At 52.3% G+C, this 20,198-nt stretch carries 18 protein-coding genes and 1 other annotated feature; of the genes, 9 read left to right on the forward strand and 9 right to left on the reverse strand.

Annotation, left to right across the window (positions count from 1 at the left end; translation table 11 throughout):
- Positions 1-29: 29 nt before the first annotated feature.
- From trpA to trpL, 6 genes are all read right to left on the reverse strand, one after another.
- Complete coding sequence (gene trpA, locus OGV71_RS16615) at positions 30-836, reverse strand: tryptophan synthase subunit alpha (RefSeq protein ID WP_003020647.1); 807 nt, start codon at positions 834-836, stop codon at positions 30-32.
- A complete protein-coding gene (gene trpB, locus OGV71_RS16620) occupies positions 836-2,029 on the reverse strand; it encodes a tryptophan synthase subunit beta (RefSeq protein WP_003841283.1) in 1,194 nt (397 codons plus the stop codon). Before trpB ends, trpA begins: the two co-directional genes overlap by 1 nt.
- 10 nt (positions 2,030-2,039) lie before the next feature.
- A complete protein-coding gene (gene trpCF, locus OGV71_RS16625) occupies positions 2,040-3,398 on the reverse strand; it encodes a bifunctional indole-3-glycerol-phosphate synthase TrpC/phosphoribosylanthranilate isomerase TrpF (RefSeq protein ID WP_286533807.1) in 1,359 nt (452 codons plus the stop codon).
- A 3-nt stretch (positions 3,399-3,401) separates the two neighbouring features.
- Positions 3,402-4,997: a bifunctional anthranilate synthase glutamate amidotransferase component TrpG/anthranilate phosphoribosyltransferase TrpD gene (trpD, locus tag OGV71_RS16630; RefSeq protein ID WP_003020639.1), complete on the reverse strand. Its 1,596-nt coding sequence runs from the start codon at positions 4,995-4,997 to the stop codon at positions 3,402-3,404.
- On the reverse strand, positions 4,997-6,559 hold the full coding sequence (locus tag OGV71_RS16635) for an anthranilate synthase component 1 (protein ID WP_071697396.1): 1,563 nt from the start codon (positions 6,557-6,559) through the stop codon (positions 4,997-4,999). The genes trpD and OGV71_RS16635 overlap by 1 nt, the downstream gene beginning before the upstream one ends.
- Positions 6,560-6,582: 23 nt before the next feature.
- Positions 6,583-6,677, reverse strand: a sequence feature (Trp leader region).
- Positions 6,654-6,698 (reverse strand): trp operon leader peptide, encoded by a 45-nt coding sequence (gene trpL / locus OGV71_RS16640; RefSeq protein WP_191229385.1) that lies wholly within the window; start codon positions 6,696-6,698, stop codon positions 6,654-6,656. It overlaps the preceding feature by 24 nt.
- Positions 6,699-6,833: 135 nt before the next feature.
- Between trpL and rnm the strand changes: the two genes are divergently transcribed.
- From rnm to rluB, 3 genes are all read left to right on the forward strand, one after another.
- Positions 6,834-7,712 carry an RNase RNM gene (gene rnm / locus OGV71_RS16645; protein ID WP_032949412.1) on the forward strand — a complete coding sequence of 293 codons (879 nt, stop codon included), beginning with the start codon at positions 6,834-6,836 and terminating at the stop codon, positions 7,710-7,712.
- Entirely contained in the window at positions 7,709-8,329 is a 621-nt protein-coding gene (locus OGV71_RS16650; RefSeq protein ID WP_003020628.1) for an L-threonylcarbamoyladenylate synthase, read from the forward strand. The genes rnm and OGV71_RS16650 overlap by 4 nt, the downstream gene beginning before the upstream one ends.
- Positions 8,330-8,429: 100 nt before the next feature.
- A complete protein-coding gene (gene rluB / locus OGV71_RS16655; protein ID WP_003020625.1) occupies positions 8,430-9,305 on the forward strand; it encodes a 23S rRNA pseudouridine(2605) synthase RluB in 876 nt (291 codons plus the stop codon).
- Between the two features lie 83 nt (positions 9,306-9,388).
- Here the strand turns inward: rluB and cobO are convergent, their stop codons facing one another.
- A complete protein-coding gene (gene cobO, locus OGV71_RS16660; RefSeq protein WP_177711915.1) occupies positions 9,389-9,979 on the reverse strand; it encodes a cob(I)yrinic acid a,c-diamide adenosyltransferase in 591 nt (196 codons plus the stop codon).
- Positions 9,976-10,737, reverse strand: a complete 762-nt coding sequence (locus OGV71_RS16665; protein WP_003840709.1) for a YciK family oxidoreductase — start codon at positions 10,735-10,737, stop codon at positions 9,976-9,978. Before OGV71_RS16665 ends, cobO begins: the two co-directional genes overlap by 4 nt.
- Before the next feature lie 221 nt (positions 10,738-10,958).
- Between OGV71_RS16665 and sohB the strand changes: the two genes are divergently transcribed.
- Complete coding sequence (gene sohB / locus OGV71_RS16670) at positions 10,959-12,005, forward strand: protease SohB (RefSeq protein WP_032934880.1); 1,047 nt, start codon at positions 10,959-10,961, stop codon at positions 12,003-12,005.
- A gap of 110 nt (positions 12,006-12,115) precedes the next feature.
- Here sohB and OGV71_RS16675 read toward each other — a convergent pair whose 3' ends face one another.
- Complete coding sequence (locus tag OGV71_RS16675) at positions 12,116-12,367, reverse strand: YciN family protein (RefSeq protein WP_003020616.1); 252 nt, start codon at positions 12,365-12,367, stop codon at positions 12,116-12,118.
- 398 nt (positions 12,368-12,765) lie between these two features.
- On the opposite strand from OGV71_RS16675, the gene topA reads away from it, so the two are divergent.
- From topA to acnA, 5 genes are all read left to right on the forward strand, one after another.
- Positions 12,766-15,363, forward strand: coding sequence for a type I DNA topoisomerase (gene topA, locus OGV71_RS16680; protein WP_003840713.1), 2,598 nt, complete (start codon positions 12,766-12,768; stop codon positions 15,361-15,363).
- Positions 15,364-15,571: 208 nt separating this feature from the next.
- Positions 15,572-16,546 carry an HTH-type transcriptional regulator CysB gene (cysB, locus tag OGV71_RS16685; RefSeq protein ID WP_003020610.1) on the forward strand — a complete coding sequence of 325 codons (975 nt, stop codon included), beginning with the start codon at positions 15,572-15,574 and terminating at the stop codon, positions 16,544-16,546.
- 314 nt (positions 16,547-16,860) lie between these two features.
- A complete protein-coding gene (locus OGV71_RS16690; protein WP_213083937.1) occupies positions 16,861-17,001 on the forward strand; it encodes a YmiA family putative membrane protein in 141 nt (46 codons plus the stop codon).
- Between the two features lie 2 nt (positions 17,002-17,003).
- Positions 17,004-17,174: a YciX family protein gene (locus tag OGV71_RS16695; RefSeq protein ID WP_008322403.1), complete on the forward strand. Its 171-nt coding sequence runs from the start codon at positions 17,004-17,006 to the stop codon at positions 17,172-17,174.
- Positions 17,175-17,479: 305 nt separating this feature from the next.
- On the forward strand, positions 17,480-20,155 hold the full coding sequence (gene acnA, locus OGV71_RS16700; protein WP_193863366.1) for an aconitate hydratase AcnA: 2,676 nt from the start codon (positions 17,480-17,482) through the stop codon (positions 20,153-20,155).
- The last annotated feature ends 43 nt before the right edge of the window (positions 20,156-20,198 follow it).

A 20,198-nucleotide genomic window follows, 5' to 3' on the forward strand; every position in this document is an offset into this window, starting at 1 on the left:
CGCCAGACGTCTCTGGCGGTTGATTTAACTTACTGGTGGGTGGCGGCTTTCATCGTGCTGACAAACGCTTTCAGCTCAGCCAGCATCTGTTCCGGTGCCGCAACATTTTTCTCAATGATTTTCACAATTGCCGAGCCGGAAATTGCACCGGCAGCACCGGCTTCAATAGCTCCGGCTACCTGTTCAGGCGCAGAGATACCGAAGCCCTGTAAAGAAGGCGGAGCATCATATTGTTTCAGCTTTTCAACCAAATGATGCAGCGGTAATGCCGCACGATTTTCGGCACCGGTCACGCCTGCACGTGAAAGCAGATAAGTGTAGCCGCGACCGTAAGAGGCAATCTGGCGTAGCAGTTCTTCATCAGCGTTCGGCGGGCAGATGAAAATCGGTGCGATGTTGTGACGCAGTGCAGCAGTTCTGAATGGCGCAGACTCCTCAACAGGGACATCGGCTACCAACACAGAATCCACACCCACTTTTTCGCACTGGGCGTAAAACTCGTCAATGCCCTTGCTGAAGACCAGGTTGGCATACATCAGCAACCCAATGGGAATCGTCGGATGCTTCTGGCGAATCAGCGCCAGCATTTCAAAGCATTGCGATGGTGTGACGCCGGCGGCAAACGCACGCAGAGTGGCTTCCTGAATGGTTGGGCCATCGGCCAGCGGATCGGAGAACGGAATGCCGAGTTCAAGCGCGTCGGCACCAGCTTCAATCAGCGTATCAATGATTTTCAGTGACTGCTCAACAGATGGATCGCCCAGGGTTACGAAGGGGACAAAAGCACCTTCTTTGCGGTCCTTCAGCTGTGCAAACAGGTTTTCGTAACGTTCCATCAGATTTCCCCTCGCGCTTTCAGAATATCGTGTACGGTGAAAATGTCTTTGTCGCCGCGACCGGAGAGATTAACCACCAGTAACTGCTCTTTTTCCGGATTTTCACGCATCATTTTCAACGCGTGCGCCAGGGCATGGGAGGACTCCAGTGCCGGAATAATCCCCTCGTGCAGACACAGCGTTTTGAAGGCTTCCAGTGCTTCATCATCGGTTATTGAAACATAATCGGCGCGACCAATGCTGTTCAGGTACGCATGCTGTGGCCCGACCGACGGGAAATCGAGCCCGGCGGAAACAGAGTAAGACTCTTCAATCTGTCCTTCTTCGGTCTGCATCATCGGGGACTTCATGCCGAAGTAAATCCCGACACGACCATGTTTCAACGGCGCGCCGTGTTCTCCAGACTCAATCCCGTGACCGCCTGGCTCTACGCCAATCAAACCGACGCTGGTTTCATTAATAAAATCGGCGAACATACCGATGGCGTTAGAACCGCCACCCACGCAGGCGATAACGGCGTCCGGCAGACGACCTTCTTTTTCCAGAATCTGCGCCTTGGTTTCTTCACCGATCATCCGCTGGAACTCACGCACAATAGTCGGGAAGGGGTGCGGACCTGCCGCTGTACCGAGCATATAGTGCGCGGTATCGTAGCTGCCAGACCAGTCGCGCAGCGCTTCGTTACAGGCATCTTTCAGCGTTGCGGAACCGCTGTGAACGGGGATAACTTCTGCACCCATCAAACGCATACGGAAAACGTTCGGCGACTGACGTTCAACATCTTTCGCGCCCATGTAAATACGGCATTTCAACCCCAGTAGTGCGCTGGCGAGAGCAGATGCAACACCGTGCTGCCCCGCGCCTGTTTCGGCGATAATTTCCGTTTTACCCATGCGCTTCGCCAACAACGCCTGGCCCAGCACCTGGTTGGTTTTGTGCGCGCCGCCGTGCAGCAAATCTTCACGCTTGAGATACAGCGTCGTGTTGGTGCCTTGAGTAATGTTCTGGCACTTGGTCAGTGCGGTTGGGCGACCCGCATAGTTTTTCAGCAGGTCTGTAAACTGCGCCTGAAATTCAGGATCTTTTTGCGCGCTGACAAAAGCTTCTTCCAGCTGGCGCAGGGCAGGCATCAGAATCTGTGGCACATACATACCGCCAAATTCACCAAAATACGGATTGAGTAATGTTGTCATGTCCTTTTCCTTAATATGCGCGCAGCGTCTGAAAGACCGAATCCAGAAGACGTGCATCTTTGATGCCCGGCTGTGACTCTACGCCAGAATTGAAATCGAGACCGGCACAGCCGGTTTTTGCCGCGTCAACGCAGTTATCTGCGCCAAGTCCGCCAGCCAGTAATACGTTATCCAGCGATTGTCCGCCTAAAAGTGACCAGTCGAAGCGTTGCCCGCTGCCGCCCTGACCGTTGTCGAATACGTATTTATCGACATGCTGATAATCCCGGGCTGGCAACTTATCGCTGACGCTGAGCGCCTTCCAGATTTGTACCTGTGCGGGTAGCGCATTGCGTAGCGCGTCTATGTAGGCCTGATCTTCGCTACCATGCAGTTGCACGGCCGTGAGTCCCAGAGCAGCCGCTGTTTCACGTACGTCGATAATATCTGTGTTGCGAAACACCCCGACGTATTGCAGCGGCGCGCCGGTCATCACCTCTCGCGCTTGCTCAACGCTAACCGCGCGTGGCGATGTGGGTACAAAAATCAGTCCGCCATAAATCGCGCCAGATTTATACGCCGCGTTGGCATCCTGAGCCCGGGTTAAACCGCAGACTTTATTCTCGCCGAGCAGTACGCGACGCACGGCAGCGTGCAGATCATCATGCGACATCAGCGCGGAACCAATCAGAAAACCGTTGGCGAAGTGGCTGAGTTCGCGCACCTGTCCATAGGTATTGATCCCGGACTCGCTGATGACGGTCACACCGTGGCCCAGTCGCGGCGCAAGCTGGCGGGTGCGATTCAAATCAATCGACAAGTCGCGTAAATCGCGGTTGTTGATACCAACGACTTTGGCGCCCAGTGCGATAGCACGCTCCAGCTCTTCTTCATTACTGACTTCGGTCAGTACGCCCATTTTCAAACTGTGGGCGACGGCGGCGAGTTGACGATATTGTTCATCATCGAGGACCGACAGCATCAACAAACAGGCGTCCGCCTGGTAGAAACGCGCCAGGTAAATCTGGTAAGGATCGATAATAAAGTCCTTACACAGAACAGGTTGCGGCGCGATGCGGCTGACGATGGGCAGGAAATCAAAGCTGCCCTGGAAATATTTCTCATCGGTCAGTACGGAAATCGCGGAAGCATAATGTTTATATACGCCCGCAATCTGTGCCGGATCGAAGTCATCACGGATCACGCCTTTTGACGGAGATGCTTTTTTACATTCCAGAATAAAGGCGGTGCGCGCACCTTGCAGCGCATCGTAGAAATCACGAGAGCTGGGTTGAACATCATTTTGAAAGCTGGCCAGCGGTTGTTGCTGTTTGCGGGCTTCTACCCAAATCGCCTTGTCTGCGACAATTTTCGCTAAAACGGTTTGCATCATTTACCCTCTTGCTGCCAGTGCAGTGACACGGTCATAGGCCGCACCGCTGCGCAGTACATTAATCACGGTTTGCGCATTGGCTTTTAAATCTTCTTCACCGTGCAAGCGCATTAACATGGCGACATTCGCGGCAACAGCGGCTTCATGAGCGGCTTCACCTTTACCTTGTAACAAGCGACTAAGAATGTCACGGTTTTCTTCCGGCGTGCCGCCAGCCAGCTGTTCCTGGTGGTAAGGCGTCAGGCCAAAATCTTCTGCCGTCAGTTGATAACTCTTGATTTCCCCATCGTGCAACTCTGCCACAATGGTCGGTGCATGCAGCGAAACTTCGTCCATGCCACCACTGTGCACTACGGCTGCCCGCTGATATCCGAGCACGCGCAGCGTTTCGGCAATCGGCAGCACCAGCTCCGGGCTGTAAACGCCGATCAGCGCCAGCGGCGGATGTGCCGGGTTAATCAACGGGCCGAGCACGTTAAACAGCGTGCGGGTTTTCAACTGCTGGCGTACCGGCATGGCATGGCGAAAACCGGTGTGGTATTTCGGCGCAAACAGAAAACACACGCCGAGATCGTCAAGCGCCTGACGTGATTTGTCGGCGTTCATATCCAGATTGATGCCAAATGCCGCTAACAGATCCGAAGAGCCTGACTTGCTGGAGACGCTGCGGTTGCCGTGTTTGGCAACTTTCAGTCCGCAAGCCGCTGCAACAAAGGCGCTCGCGGTAGAAATATTGATGCTGTTGCTGCCGTCGCCGCCGGTACCGACAATATCGGCAAACAGATAATCAGGACGCGGGAACGGAGCGGCGTTTTCTAGTAGCGCGGTTGCCGCACCGGCAATTTCATTCGGGTGTTCGCCACGGATTTTCATGCTCACCAGCGCCGCAGCCAGTTGTTCCGGCTTCAGTTCACCGCGGACCACGGCGGAGAACAGCTGGTGGCTTTCCTGCTGAGACAGCGTCTGCGCCTGGTACAGTTTCTCCAGAATTGGTTGCAGCGTATTGGTTTGTTCAAGCTTCTGTTGCGCCCAGGCCAGCGTTTGTTCCAACAGACGCGCGCCCTGGGTGGTCAGAATGGACTCCGGATGGAACTGGAAGCCGCAGACGCGATCGGTATCGTGACGCACCGCCATCACCATGCCGTTAAAGTGGGCGTTAATGGTTAATCCTGCCGGAACGTTGCTGCCAACCAGCGAATGATAGCGTGCCACCGGCAGCGGATTAGCCAGACCAGCAAACATTGCCTGACCGTCGTGTTCAATGCTGGACGCTTTGCCGTGCAGGATTTCTCCAGCCTGGCCCACATATCCACCATAGGCCTCAACAATGGCCTGATGTCCCAGACAAATGCCGATGATTGGCAGCTTGCCGCGCAGACGGGTTAACAGCTCCGGCATGCAACCTGCTTCGCTTGGCGCACCTGGGCCTGGAGAGAGCATCAGCACAGGATTTTTCATCGTTGCTAAGCGGTCAATCAACGTCTGGGCCGGAATATGGTTGCGGTAAATCACCACGTTGTGACCATTAGTACGCAGCTGATCCGCCAGGTTATAGGTAAAAGAGTCGATATTATCGAGCAGCAGAATGTCAGCCATTAGAAGGTCTCCTGTGCGTGGTGCGCGGTGGCGATAGCACGCAGAACCGCGCGCGCTTTATTACGGGTTTCATCGGCTTCAGACTGCGGTACAGAATCCAGAACAATTCCGGCACCGGCTTGTACGGTGGCAATACCGTCTTCCACGAGGGCGGAACGAATGACAATACAGGTATCCAGATCGCCATGAGCCGTGAAGTAACCTACCGCGCCGCCGTAGCTGCCACGGCGACGACCTTCTGCCTCGGCGATAAGCTGCATAGCGCGAACTTTTGGCGCTCCGCTTAACGTGCCCATATTCATACAGGCGCGGTAAGCGTGCAGCACATCCAGATCGTTACGCAGCTCGCCGACCACGCGTGAAACCAGGTGCATAACGAAGGAGTAACGATCGACTTTGGTGAGGTCAGCAACATAGCGGCTGCCAGGCGTACAGATGCGCGCCAGGTCATTACGCGCAAGGTCAACCAGCATCAGGTGCTCAGAAAGCTCTTTATGGTCGGTACGCATTTCCAGCTCGATACGGCTGTCAAGGTCGCGGTCAAGCGAACCGTCCGCACGACGACCGCGCGGACGAGTGCCGGCAATCGGATAGATCTCAATCTGGCGGCTGGTGGCATCGTATTTCAGCGAGCTTTCCGGGGAGGCGCCAAACAGCGTAAAATCGTTGTCCTGCATGAAAAACATGTATGGGCTGGGGTTACTTTTCTTCAGCACATAGTAGGCTGCCAGCGGTGACGGGCAGGGTAGCGAGAAACGGCGGGACGGAACTACCTGGAAAATTTCGCCCGCGCGAATCGCTTTTTGCATCCCACGCACCACGGCGCCAAACTCTTCATCGCTCTGATTGCATTCGCAGCGCATCTGCGGGACTTCAGTAACGGGCAGCGGCGGCGCAGGCTCGGTAAGCTGTTGGCTCAGCTGCGCCAGACGGGCGTTAAGACGCTGTTTCTCCGCATCATTGGGGGTAAAAACACTGGCCTGAATTCGGGTGCTTTTTTTCTGGTGGTCGATAACCATCAGCGTTTCTGCCAGATAGAAGCAGTAGTCAGGACAACGGTTGCCCGCTTCAAGCTGAGGTAAATCTTCAAAACCGGCAACCAGGTCGTAGGAAAACAGACCGCCGAAGAACATCGCTTCACGTTCTTGCACAGGAACATTCACCAGCCCCTGCAGTAAGCGAAAAGCATCAAATACGGAAAGAGAACATAAACGGGCGTCTTCATCCAACAGCGGGCTGACGGCAGGGAATCGCAGATGACGACCATTCGTCTGTTTTTCATTCTCAACGCCAGCGGGCAGGGCAGCATCCAGCAAGGGCAGCAGCGATGCGCCGTTTGTGGATAACGCCTGAATAGTGACAGTGTCACCGAGAGCGGTAATGCGCAATGCGCTGTCGACTAGCAGCAAGCTCTTCAGATCGTCTTTGCTGTCGATATCTGCAGATTCCAGCAGCAGCGTTGCCGGACGTGCGCCACACACCTGATGAAACAGCGATGTCGGATTCTCACGGTAGGCGGCATCGCAGGCAAGCAGTTCGAGTATCGGTTTTTGTGTTTGCATCGTTATTCTCATTAATTTTGTTCAAAAAAAAGCCCGCTCATTAGGCGGGCCGGGTATCTGGTTGCAAATTGCAGACGTAAGACACTGCCCGAAATCAGGAAGTGCGCCACCAACCGTGCAGAAAAAATGTTGCTTTCATTGCAGATACCTTCTTCATGTGAACTTGCGTACTAGTTAACTAGTTCGGTGGGATAAAGTCAACACCTGATTTCAGTATATTTGCCGAAACCGCTATGATGGGCGTGTTACGACATTTATTGAAACGGGAGCCGCCTTGAGCGACACGAATTACGCAGTGATTTATGACCTGCATAGTCATACTACAGCCTCCGATGGGCGATTAACCCCAGAAGCCTTAGTACACCGTGCGGTAGAGATGCGAGTCGGTACACTGGCGATCACCGATCATGACACCACGGCGGGCATTGCGGCGGCAAGAGAAGAAATTTCACGTTCGGGATTAGCGTTAAATTTGATCCCTGGTGTCGAGATATCAACTGTCTGGGAAAACCATGAGATCCATATAGTGGGTCTGAACATTGATATCGCCCATCCCATGATGTGCGATTTTCTGGCGCAACAAACGGAACGTCGTCAGCAGCGTGCGCGCCTGATTGCCGAACGACTCGACAAAGCGCATATCCCCGGCGCGTGGGAAGGGGCGTTGCGCCTGGCTGATGGCGGGGCGGTTACGCGGGGCCATTTTGCGCGTTTCCTGGTGGAATGTGGCAAAGCCACAACCATGGCGGATGTCTTTAAAAAATATCTTGCCCGTGGGAAAACCGGTTACGTTCCGCCACAGTGGTGTACAATAGAACAAGCTATTGATGTCATTCATCATTCTGGCGGTAAGGCTGTTCTGGCTCATCCTGGGCGGTACGATCTTAGCGCTAAGTGGCTGAAAAGACTGGTTGCACATTTTGCTGAACATCGCGGCGACGCGATGGAAGTAGCGCAGTGTCAGCAGTCTCCCAATGAACGCACCCATCTGGCGACGCTTGCGCGTCAGCATCAATTGTGGGCATCGCAAGGGTCTGATTTTCATCTACCCTGCCCGTGGATTGAGTTGGGTCGTAAACTTTGGTTGCCCGCAGGCGTAGAAGGCGTCTGGCAACTTTGGGAGCAGCCCGAGATCACAGAGAGGAAAGTATGAGCCAGTTTTTTTATATTCATCCCGAAAATCCGCAGCAGCGCCTGATCAATCAGGCCGTTGAAATCGTGCGTAAAGGTGGGGTGATCGTCTATCCAACCGATTCCGGCTATGCGTTGGGCTGCAAAATTGAAGATAAAGGCGCAATGGAGCGCATTTGCCGCATCCGTCACCTGCCGGACGGGCACAACTTTACGCTGATGTGCCGTGACCTGTCTGAACTGTCGACCTATTCATTTGTCGACAACGTGGCCTTCCGTTTAATTAAAAACAACACGCCGGGCAACTACACCTTCATTCTGAAGGGGACGAAAGAGGTTCCGCGCCGCTTGTTGCAAGAAAAACGTAAGACCATCGGCCTGCGCGTACCCTCAAACCCGATAGCACTGGCGCTGCTTGAAGCGCTGGGCGAGCCGATGCTCTCCACGTCACTGATGCTGCCGGGTAGCGAATTTACCGAGTCAGATCCGGAAGAAATTAAAGACCGCCTGGAGAAACAGGTGGATTTAATTATCCACGGCGGATATCTCGGCCAGCAGCCGACCACGGTCATTGATTTAACCGACGATTCTCCGGTGGTGTTGCGTGAAGGCGTCGGTGACGTTAAACCTTTCTTATAAGGGCGCGAACCGCTATACTACGCGGCCTTAAAATGGCGCTGACTGGCGCCGTTGATTCTCCTGTTCGACGCCTGTGAAGGCGACACCTAAAGGAAGCTCTATGAGCGAAAAGTTACAAAAAGTGCTGGCGCGTGCTGGCCACGGTTCTCGCCGTGAAATCGAATCTATTATTGCCGCGGGTCGCGTGAGCGTTGATGGCAAAATTGCCACGCTCGGCGATCGCGTTGAAGTCACTCCGGGTCTGAAAATCCGTATCGACGGTCATCTGATTTCGGTTAAAGAGTCTGCGGAGCAAATCTGCCGTGTTCTGGCCTATTACAAGCCAGAAGGCGAACTGTGTACCCGAAACGACCCAGAAGGTCGTCCGACCGTGTTTGATCGTTTACCAAAACTGCGTGATGCGCGCTGGATTGCCGTAGGGCGTCTGGACGTGAATACCTGCGGTTTACTGCTGTTTACCACCGATGGTGAACTGGCTAACCGTCTGATGCACCCAAGCCGCGAAGTTGAGCGTGAATATGCGGTACGTGTGTTTGGTCAGGTTGATGATGCAAAACTGCGCGATCTGAGTCGTGGCGTGCAGCTGGAAGATGGTCCGGCGGCATTTAAAACGATCAAGTTCAGCGGTGGTGAAGGGATCAACCAGTGGTATAACGTCACGCTGACCGAAGGGCGTAACCGTGAAGTCCGCCGCCTGTGGGAAGCTGTAGGTGTACAGGTAAGCCGTCTGATTCGTGTCCGTTACGGTGATATCCCGCTGCCGAAAGGCCTGCCGCGTGGTGGCTGGACAGAGCTTGATCTTGCTCAGACCAACTATCTGCGTGAACTGGTGGAGCTGAAGCCGGAAACGACCTCTAAAGTGGCCGTCGAGAAAGATCGTCGTCGCATGAAGGCGAATCAGATCCGTCGTGCGGTGAAGCGCCACTCTCAGGTTGGCAGCAGCCGTCGTCCGGGTGGTCGCAGCAACAACGGTTAATCATAACCAGGCCTGATAAGCAAAGCGCCATCAGGCGTTAGCGTGGAGCCGGATACAGCGCAAACGCCTTATCCGGCCTACACTCAATAATCGATCCCTGGTTGGGCTTTCACGCCCGCTTCAAACGCATGCTTGACCGGGCGCAGCTCGCTGACTGTATCTGCTAACTCCAGAATATCGCGATGACATCCACGGCCGGTGATAATGACCGTTTGATGGGCTGGGCGCGCGTTCAGGGCATTGATGACCTCTTCAAGCGGCAGATAGTCGTATGCCACCATGTAGGTCAGCTCATCCAGTATCACCATATCCAGTTCATCGTCGGACAGCATCCGCTTGCCATGTTCCCACACGGCCATACAGGCTGCGGTGTCAGACTCGCGGTTCTGCGTTTCCCAGGTAAATCCTGTCGCCATAACCTGAAACTCTACGCCGTGGGGTTCAAGTAAGTTACGTTCTCCGTTTGGCCACGTACCTTTAATAAATTGTACGACGCCGACTTTTTTACCATGGCCCACCGCGCGCGTGGCGGTACCGAATGCGGCGGTGGTTTTACCCTTACCATTTCCGGTGAACACGATGATAATTCCGCGCTCATCTTTCGCTGCGGCAACGCGTGCGTCAACCCGATCTTTTACGCGCTGTTGACGTTGCTGATAGCGTTCTTCACTCATTGGGCAATTCCTGGTTTACGGCCCGGCTGGGCATCAAAAGTCATACCGGTTTTACGGCGGCTGTCATCGCCCATCAGCCACAGGTAGAGCGGCATAATATCGGCGGGAGTTTTCAATTTTTGCGGATCTTCCGTTGGGAATGCGCTGGCTCGCATGCCAGTTCGCGTCCCACCAGGATTGATACAGTTTACGCGCAGATGACGGTTTTGATACTCATCAGCCAGAACCTGCATCATCCCTTCGGTCGCAAATTTTGAGGTGGCATATGCTCCCCAATTGGCGCGTCCCTGGCGACCGACACTGGAAGAGGTAAAGACCAGCGATCCGGCATCGGATTTGAGTAACAACGGCAGCAATGCCTGAGTCAGCATAAAAGTGGCATTTACATTTACCTGCATCACATCCTGCCAGATCTGCGGGTTTTGTTCACTCATTGGACAAATATCGCCGAGTAATCCGGCGTTATGCAGTACGCCATCCAGACGCGGGAAATGTGCAGCAATGCGCTGCGCAAGCTGGTGACATTCTTCAGAGGTACAGGTCAGTAGATCCAGTGTAAACCACTGTGGTTGTGTTCCGTTTTCATCGGCGATAGTGCGGGCAACCTGACGCAGTTTTTCTTCGTTACGCCCATGCAGGATAACTGTCGCGCCATAGCGTGCATAGGTCTGCGCGGCCTCGCGTCCGATACCATCGCTGGCACCGGTGATAAGAATAATGCGGCCCTGTAGAAGGTCTTGTTTAGGTTGGTAATGCACGGCAACTCCTCGGCGACGTCCTGGATATCTCGTTCGCGATAACTTTTGGGCTTTATGCCTTAAACCCTGTACTTTTTCAATCAGCCAAAGGCAATAACACCGCAAAATGAACGCTTTGTCATGCTTTTTACTGATTCAGCACTGGATGTATGAAGCAAGACGAGGTGACACGCCTGTTGTACACTGAGCGGAAGTCGCGTTGTTTAACCAAGGTGGATCTCGTGGAATTGTTGTCTGAATATGGGTTGTTTTTGGCAAAAATTGTCACTGTCGTGGTGGCTATTGCAGTGGTGGTGATGCTGATCGTAAACGCGACACAACGCAAACGTCAGCGTGGGGAATTGCGGGTTATTAACCTCAGCGATCAATATAAAGAGATGAAGGAAGACCTGTCGCTAGCCTTATTGGATGGGCATCAGCAAAAATTCTGGCATAAGGCGCAGAAAAAGAAACAAAAGCTAGAGGCGAAAGCGGCTAAGGCAAAAGCGAAACTGGGTGACAGTACGTCATCAGATAAACCTCGTGTATGGGTGCTTGATTTTAAAGGCAGTATGGATGCCCATGAGGTCAGCGCATTACGCGAAGAGGTGACGGCTGTGCTGGCGGTTGTTAAACCTCAGGATCAAGTGGTGGTTCGTCTGGAAAGTCCGGGTGGTGTGGTACATGGTTATGGCCTGGCTGCGTCCCAGTTACAACGTCTGCGCGATAAGCAGATCCCGCTGACCGTTACGGTAGATAAAGTCGCTGCGAGCGGCGGATATATGATGGCCTGCGTGGCGGATAAAATTGTCTCGGCGCCGTTTGCTATCGTCGGCTCAATTGGCGTGGTGGCGCAGATCCCGAACTTTAACCGCTTCCTGAAAGGGAAAGATATTGATATCGAACTGCACACTGCCGGACAGTATAAGCGTACGTTGACCTTACTCGGTGAAAACACGGAAGAAGGGCGGCAGAAATTCCGCGAAGATCTGAACGAAACGCATCATCTGTTTAAAGATTTTGTGCAGCGCATGCGTCCGACTCTGGACATTGAGCAGGTTGCCACCGGTGAACACTGGTTTGGTCAACAGGCGCTGGCAAATGGGCTGGTGGATGAGATCAATACCAGCGATGAGGTGATCCTCGGGCTGATGGACGGTCGTGAAGTGTTGAACGTTCGCTATCTGCAGCGTAAAAAGCTGATGGATCGTTTTACCGGTAGTGCGGCGGAGAGCGCCGATCGTTTGCTGATGCGCTGGTGGCAGCGGGGGCAGAAGCCACTGATGTAAAATTGTCATTGCCGGATAGCGATGCTCACATATCTCCTATCCGGCCTACAAATATGCATCAATATAGGCTGGATAAGCCGATGCCGCCATCCGGCAAATTATTACTCGTGTTAATCGATCAAGTGATACTTTTCGGAAAGTACGTGCGCTAGGTGTTTAAACATATTAAACACCGCCGTACTTTTGGGCGTTGGTAGCCCTTGTTCGTCTAAAAAGTAATCTCCGCTGAAAACCAGCACGCCGTTTCGCTGCGTAACGCCGGTGGCGACAATCCCCGCCAGCGTGTCCTCATGCTCACGAATGATTTTGTTGGCTTCAATCAGCAGTGTTTCGCGATCGATGGGTTGAGTGTCTTTATGCATGATTTACTCCTTAAACAAGGACATTAGTCTACGCTGAGCCCGCCTTATGGGCAAATATTCCCTGACATAAATGAAGGTTTTACGACAGTGTTGCAACTGGCGAGATTTGTTTTTGCATGCTAATAAAGTTGCGTAACGCATTTTATCAGGTACAGTGTGACGCTTTCGTCAATCTGGCAACAGATTTGCTTGACATTCGACCAATACTTCGTCGTGCTAGAGCGTTTGTGAGAAAAAAAGCCTGTTAACTCAGTTACATGAGAGTTACATTACAAGCGCGAATCAGTTTAAAGGGTTGATATCCGCCGACGCAGAGACCATATCGATGTCTCGTCGCCAGTGGAAGGTGAATCAACGTGCGACGCATTCTGGAAGAATCAAATTAGGTAAAGGTGAATATGGGTAAAGCTCTTGTCATCGTTGAGTCCCCGGCAAAAGCCAAAACGATCAACAAGTATCTGGGTAATGACTACGTGGTGAAATCCAGCGTCGGTCATATCCGTGATTTGCCGACCAGTGGCTCAGCAACTAAAAAGAGCGCCGACTCAACCTCCACCAAAACGGCTAAAAAGCCCAAAAAGGATGAACGTGGCGCTCTCGTCAACCGTATGGGTGTTGACCCGTGGCACAACTGGGATGCGCGCTATGAAGTGCTGCCTGGTAAAGAGAAAGTTGTTTCTGAACTGAAGCAACTGGCTGAAAAAGCCGACCACATCTATCTCGCAACTGACCTTGACCGCGAAGGGGAAGCCATTGCATGGCACCTGCGGGAAGTCATCGGTGGCGACGACACCCGCTACAGCCGCGTGGTGTTTAATGAAATTACCAAAAATGCTATTCGCCAGGCGTTTGAAAAACCGGGCGAGTTGAACATCGATCGTGTTAATGCGCAACAGGCGCGCCGCTTTATGGACCGTGTTGTGGGCTATATGGTGTCGCCACTGCTGTGGAAAAAAATTGCACGCGGTCTGTCAGCTGGTCGTGTACAGTCTGTGGCTGTGCGCCTGGTGGTTGAGCGTGAACGCGAAATCAAAGCATTTGTTCCAGAAGAGTTCTGGGAAATTGATGCTAATACGACCACGCCGGGCGGCGACGCGTTGCCGCTTGAGGTGACGCATCAAAATGATAAGCCGTTCCGTCCCGTAAATCGGGAACAAACGCTTGCCGCTGTTAGCCTGTTGGAAAAAGCGCGCTATAGCGTATTGGAACGTGAAGATAAACCGACCAGCAGCAAGCCGGGCGCACCGTTCATTACCTCCACGCTACAGCAGGCTGCGAGCACGCGTCTCGGCTTCGGTGTGAAGAAAACCATGATGATGGCGCAGCGTTTGTATGAAGCGGGTTACATCACTTACATGCGTACTGACTCAACCAACCTGAGCCAGGATGCAGTGACCATGGTTCGCGATTACATCAGCGATAATTTTGGTAAAAAATATTTGCCGGAAAACGCGAACCAGTACGCCAGCAAAGAGAACTCGCAGGAAGCGCACGAAGCTATCCGTCCTTCTGATGTCGCCGTACAGGCGGAATCGCTGAAAGATATGGAAGCTGATGCGCAAAAACTGTATCAGCTGATCTGGCGCCAGTTTGTTGCCTGTCAGATGACCCCAGCTAAATACGATTCCACCACGCTCACCGTGGGTGCGGGTGATTTCCGCCTGAAGGCGCGCGGTCGTATTCTGCGCTTCGATGGCTGGACGAAAGTGATGCCAGCGTTGCGTAAAGGCGATGAAGATCGCATCTTACCGGCGGTGGACAAAGGCGATACCCTGACGCTTATCGAACTGACGCCAGCACAGCACTTTACTAAACCGCCTGCGCGCTTCAGTGAAGCTTCGCTGGTTAAAGAGCTTGAAAAGCGTGGCATTGGTCGCCCATCTACCTATGCGTCGATCATTTCTACGATTCAGGATCGCGGTTATGTTCGCGTTGAAAACCGTCGCTTTTACGCTGAAAAAATGGGTGAAATCGTCACCGATCGTCTGGAAGAAAACTTCCGCGAACTGATGAACTACGATTTTACCGCGCAGATGGAAGATAGCCTCGACCAGGTGGCGAATAAAGAAGCCGAATGGAAGGGCGTACTCGACAACTTCTTCACTGATTTTACTCAGCAACTGGATAAAGCCGAGAAAGATCCTGAAGAAGGCGGTATGCGTCCGAACCAGATGGTGCTGACCAGCATTGATTGCCCGACCTGCGGACGCAAAATGGGTATTCGTACCGCCAGTACCGGCGTTTTCCTTGGTTGCTCCGGCTACGCACTTTCCCCGAAAGAGCGTTGCAAAACCACCATTAACCTGGTGCCGGAAAACGAAGTATTGAACGTGCTGGAAGGCGACGACGCGGAAACGAACGCATTGCGCGCCAAACGCCGCTGCCAGAAGTGCGGTACGGCAATGGACAGTTATCTTATCGATCCTAAGCGTAAATTGCATGTGTGTGGTAATAACCCAACCTGCGACGGCTACGAGATCGAAGAGGGCGAGTTCCGTATCAAGGGTTATGACGGTCCTATCGTCGAGTGCGAAAAATGTGGTTCTGAAATGCACCTGAAAATGGGACGTTTCGGCAAGTACATGGCGTGTACTAACGACGAGTGCAAAAACACCCGTAAGATCCTGCGTAACGGTGAAGTCGCTCCGCCGAAAGAAGACCCGGTTCCGTTGCCGGAACTGCCGTGTGAAAAATCTGACGCGTATTTCGTGTTACGTGATGGTGCTGCAGGTATCTTCCTGGCGGCCAATACGTTCCCGAAATCACGTGAGACTCGTGCGCCGTTGGTGGAAGAGTTGTACCGCTTCCGCGATCGCCTGCCGGAAAAACTGCGTTATCTGGCAGATGCGCCGCAAACTGATCCGGATGGTAACAAGTCCATGGTTCGTTTCAGCCGTAAAACCAAGCAGCAATACGTTGCCGCTGAGAAAGACGGTAAGGCGACTGGCTGGTCCGCGTTCTTCGTTGACGGCAAATGGGTAGAAGGGAAGAAATAACAGCGTTTCGGCTGAATTTCTCCTCAAAGGGTCGCGTAAGCGGCCCTTTTTGTTTCTCGCATATTATTTTTTGTCATACCTATACAGCGTACATAGAAATGATATAGTGGTTATAGTTAACAGACTTTTTATTATTAAATCGTATTAGCAGCGCCCGCGAGCCTGCATTGAAACGATGATTTGATGGCGCGAATCGGGATGGCATAACATGAAATTACAGCAGCTTCGCTACATTGTTGAGGTGGTGAACCACAACCTTAATGTCTCCTCAACAGCGGAAGGGCTTTATACCTCGCAGCCCGGTATCAGTAAGCAAGTTCGTATGCTGGAAGATGAACTTGGCATCCAGATTTTCGCCCGTAGCGGTAAGCACCTGACGCAGGTTACGCCAGCAGGGCAGGAAGTTATTCGTATTGCGCGAGAAGTTCTGTCGAAGGTGGATGCCATTAAGTCCGTTGCTGGCGAACATACCTGGCCGGACAAAGGCTCGTTATATATCGCCACTACGCATACTCAGGCGCGTTACGCTTTACCGAACGTGATTAAAGGTTTTATTGAGCGCTATCCTCGCGTCTCATTGCATATGCACCAGGGATCGCCGACGCAAATCGCCGAAGCCGTTTCGAAAGGAAATGCAGATTTTGCTATCGCGACGGAAGCTTTGCACCTGTATGACGACCTGGTGATGTTACCTTGCTACCACTGGAACCGCTCAATCGTCGTCACGCCGGATCATCCGTTGGCGGGAAAATCTTCGGTTTCTATTGAGGAACTGGCACAGTATCCGCTGGTGACCTACACGTTTGGTTTTACCGGACGCTCGGAGCTGGACACCGCGTTCAACCGCGCGGGTCTGGAGCCACGTATTGTCTTTACCGCGACCGATGCTGATGTCATTAAAACCTATGTTCGTCTGGGCCTTGGCGTGGGTGTAATTGCCAGTATGGCGGTTGATCCTGTTTCCGATCCTGACCTGGTACGCGTGGATGCTCACGATATCTTCAGCCATAGCACCACCAAAATTGGTTTTCGTCGCAGCACCTTCTTACGCAGTTACATGTATGATTTCATTCAACGTTTCGCGCCGCATTTGACGCGTGATGTGGTGGACACGGCGGTGGCGCTGCGTTCCAACGATGATATTGAAGCCATGTTTAAAGATATTAAATTGCCTGAGAAATAATAACGGCTGTAACCTCGTCGGTATCCATAAGCATAAAGCGATACCGACGGGAAACACTGAATTAATTGATAATTTACCGTGAATAAATTAACCATATATAGTTTATGGAAAAAGTTCTCTAAAGTAGTTTCAAATTAGTCAGCTTGCCAAAAATTCCTTTCAAATATTTATAACCGATCAAACAATCGATTTATTTATCAGGACGAGTCTGAAAATTAACTGGCTTTTTTTCGCCTTTTTTATTAGGATTCCTCCTATCTGATGATTAATTGTACCGATTGTTTGGTGCCTAAATGATAAGTGATTTCGATAGTATGAGGTTAGCGATGCCTTCAGGAAACCAGCCAGCACGCAGGGATCCGGTGATGAAACGTAAAGCCTGGTTCGCCGTATTTCTTGGTTCTGCGATATTCTGGATTATTGTCGCACTCGTGGCCTGGAATGTGTGGGGGTAAGTATGTCCGCACCAGAGCAGCACTCTACCGAAACGCTATCGCCTCATGACCATGAACAAGAGAGCAAAACCGTCGCAGAGAAGGGGCAGAAGGTACCCGAATCCTGGAACCTTTCTCCTGAGCAACGGGCGTTTATTGATCTGTTAACTGATGATGATGAACAGAAACAATAATTCGTACGTATTTTATAATAACGATTACCTTGTGGCCTTGAATATCGAATCATTTATCCATGTAATCGTCATCAACAACCTAATCAACGTATTATCCATTGCTCTATTGCCTGCTGAATATTCATCCTATTAATCTACACGGCTAGACCTTCCTCCTCACCATCGACCTCAGTTCGCGCTTTTATATCGCCCGCTACTTTTATCATTTTGAGTTGTTATCAAAGCGTTACATTTTGTTTGTGTTATCTTTAATACTAACCCTGAGGAAAATCAGGGGATCCAACCCTGTCATTTAAGGAGGAGCTATGTCGTCGACCCTACGAGAAGCCAGTATGGACACATTGCAGGTTAAAGATAAAACCTACCGCTACTACAGTTTACCTCTGGCCGCTAAATCACTGGGTGATATCACCCGACTACCCAAATCGCTAAAAGTGTTGCTGGAAAACCTGCTTCGTTGGCAGGATGGTAATTCCGTTACCGAAGATGATATTCATGCTCTCGCACATTGGCTGAAGACCGCCCACGCCGATCGTGAAATTGCCTATCGACCCGCTCGTGTTCTGATGCAGGATTTTACCGGCGTTCCGGCGGTGGTCGATCTTGCCGCCATGCGCGAAGCTGTGAAACGTCTGGGGGGAGATACGGCAAAAGTGAATCCGCTTTCGCCAGTGGACCTTGTCATTGACCACTCGGTAACGGTGGACCGTTTTGGTGATGATGATGCTTTCGAAGAAAACGTTCGCCTGGAAATGGAACGTAACCATGAACGTTATGTGTTCCTGAAATGGGGACAGCAGGCATTTAGTCGCTTCAGCGTTGTACCGCCGGGAACGGGGATTTGCCACCAGGTAAACCTTGAATACCTTGGCAAAGCCGTCTGGAGCGAGTTACAGGACGGTGAGTGGGTGGCTTATCCCGATACGCTGGTCGGTACCGATTCCCATACGACAATGATTAATGGTCTCGGTGTGCTGGGATGGGGCGTTGGAGGCATTGAGGCTGAAGCAGCAATGCTGGGTCAACCGGTCTCTATGCTTATCCCGGATGTTGTGGGCTTTAAACTAGTGGGCAAACTGCGGGAAGGTATCACCGCTACCGACCTGGTTTTAACCGTTACCCAGATGCTGCGTAAGCACGGCGTGGTCGGTAAATTTGTTGAATTCTATGGTGATGGCCTCGACACCTTACCGCTGGCCGATCGGGCAACCATTGCTAACATGTCGCCGGAATACGGCGCAACCTGCGGTTTCTTCCCGATCGATGGCATCACTCTTGAATATATGCGTCTGAGTGGACGCAGTGAGGAGCAGGTTGAGTTGGTCAGCGCCTATGCTAAAGCGCAGGGAATGTGGCGTAATCCAGGGGATGAACCCGTATTTACCAGTTCACTGGAGCTGGATATGGGCAGTGTGGAAGCTAGTCTTGCCGGACCGAAGCGCCCGCAGGATCGGGTGGCACTGGCTGATGTTCCGAAAGCGTTTTCGGCGAGCAATGAACTCGAAGTAAATAGCTCGCTGAAAGACCGTCAGCCCGTGGACTACACCATGAGCGGCCAGCAGTATAAGCTGCCGGACGGTGCGGTGGTGATAGCAGCTATAACTTCCTGTACCAACACCTCTAACCCAAGCGTATTAATGGCGGCGGGACTGCTGGCGAAAAAAGCAGTGACACTTGGTCTGAAACGTCAGCCTTGGGTGAAAGCCTCGCTGGCGCCAGGTTCGAAGGTGGTGTCTGATTATCTGGCGCAGGCTGGGTTCACGCCGTACCTTGATGAGCTGGGATTTAACCTTGTAGGTTATGGCTGTACCACCTGTATTGGTAACTCGGGTCCGTTACCCGATCCTATCGAGACAGCCATCAAAAAAGGCGATCTCACCGTTGGCGCCGTACTTTCCGGCAACCGAAACTTTGAGGGGCGTATCCATCCGCTCGTGAAGACCAACTGGTTGGCGTCTCCGCCGCTGGTGGTGGCATATGCGCTAGCAGGGAATATGAATATCAATCTGACGAAAGATCCGTTAGGCCATGACAAAAAGGGCGATCCCGTTTATCTGAAAGATATCTGGCCGACGGCTCAGGAAATTGCCCGTGCCGTGGAGCAGGTTTCTACCGCCATGTTCCATAAAGAGTACGCTGAAGTCTTTGAAGGCACGCCAGAATGGAAAGCTATCCAGGTTGATCGGGCTGATACCTATGGTTGGCAGTCTGACTCAACTTATATCCGCTTGTCGCCGTTCTTCGATGGCATGCAGGCTACGCCGGATCCGGTCCAGGACATTCATGGTGCGCGTATCCTCGCGATGCTTGGGGATTCCGTCACCACCGACCATATTTCTCCTGCCGGCAGTATTAAGCCGGATAGCCCGGCAGGTCGTTATCTGCAAAGCCACGGCGTTGAGCGTAAAGATTTTAACTCCTATGGTTCACGACGCGGGAATCATGAAGTGATGATGCGCGGTACCTTTGCCAATATTCGTATTCGTAATGAGATGGTACCCGGCGTGGAAGGTGGGATGACGCGTCATTTGCCGGGAACCGAGGTAGTGGCTATCTATGATGCGGCTATGCAATATCAACAGGAGAATATCCCCCTGGCGGTTATTGCCGGGAAAGAGTATGGCTCTGGCTCCAGTCGCGACTGGGCGGCAAAAGGCCCGCGCTTGCTGGGGATTCGCGTAGTTATCGCTGAGTCCTTTGAGCGAATTCACCGTTCTAACCTGATTGGTATGGGGATTTTGCCGCTGGAATTTCCGCAGGGCGTCACGCGCAAAACGCTGGGGCTAACAGGTGAGGAAGCGATCGATATTACGGACCTGCAAAACATCAAGCCGGGCGCAACAGTACCGGTGAATATGGTTCGCTCAGATGGACGTAAAGAGGTGATTTTATGCCGCTGCCGTATCGATACCGCGACGGAGCTAACTTACTACCAAAACGATGGTATTCTGCACTACGTGATTCGTAATATGTTGAATTAAAATGTATAAAGCCTGCGAGAGCAGGCTTTTTTATCGGCGGTAA

The organism is Citrobacter sp. Cf088 (assembly GCF_030334295.1).
GTDB classification, from domain to species: domain Bacteria; phylum Pseudomonadota; class Gammaproteobacteria; order Enterobacterales; family Enterobacteriaceae; genus Citrobacter; species Citrobacter freundii.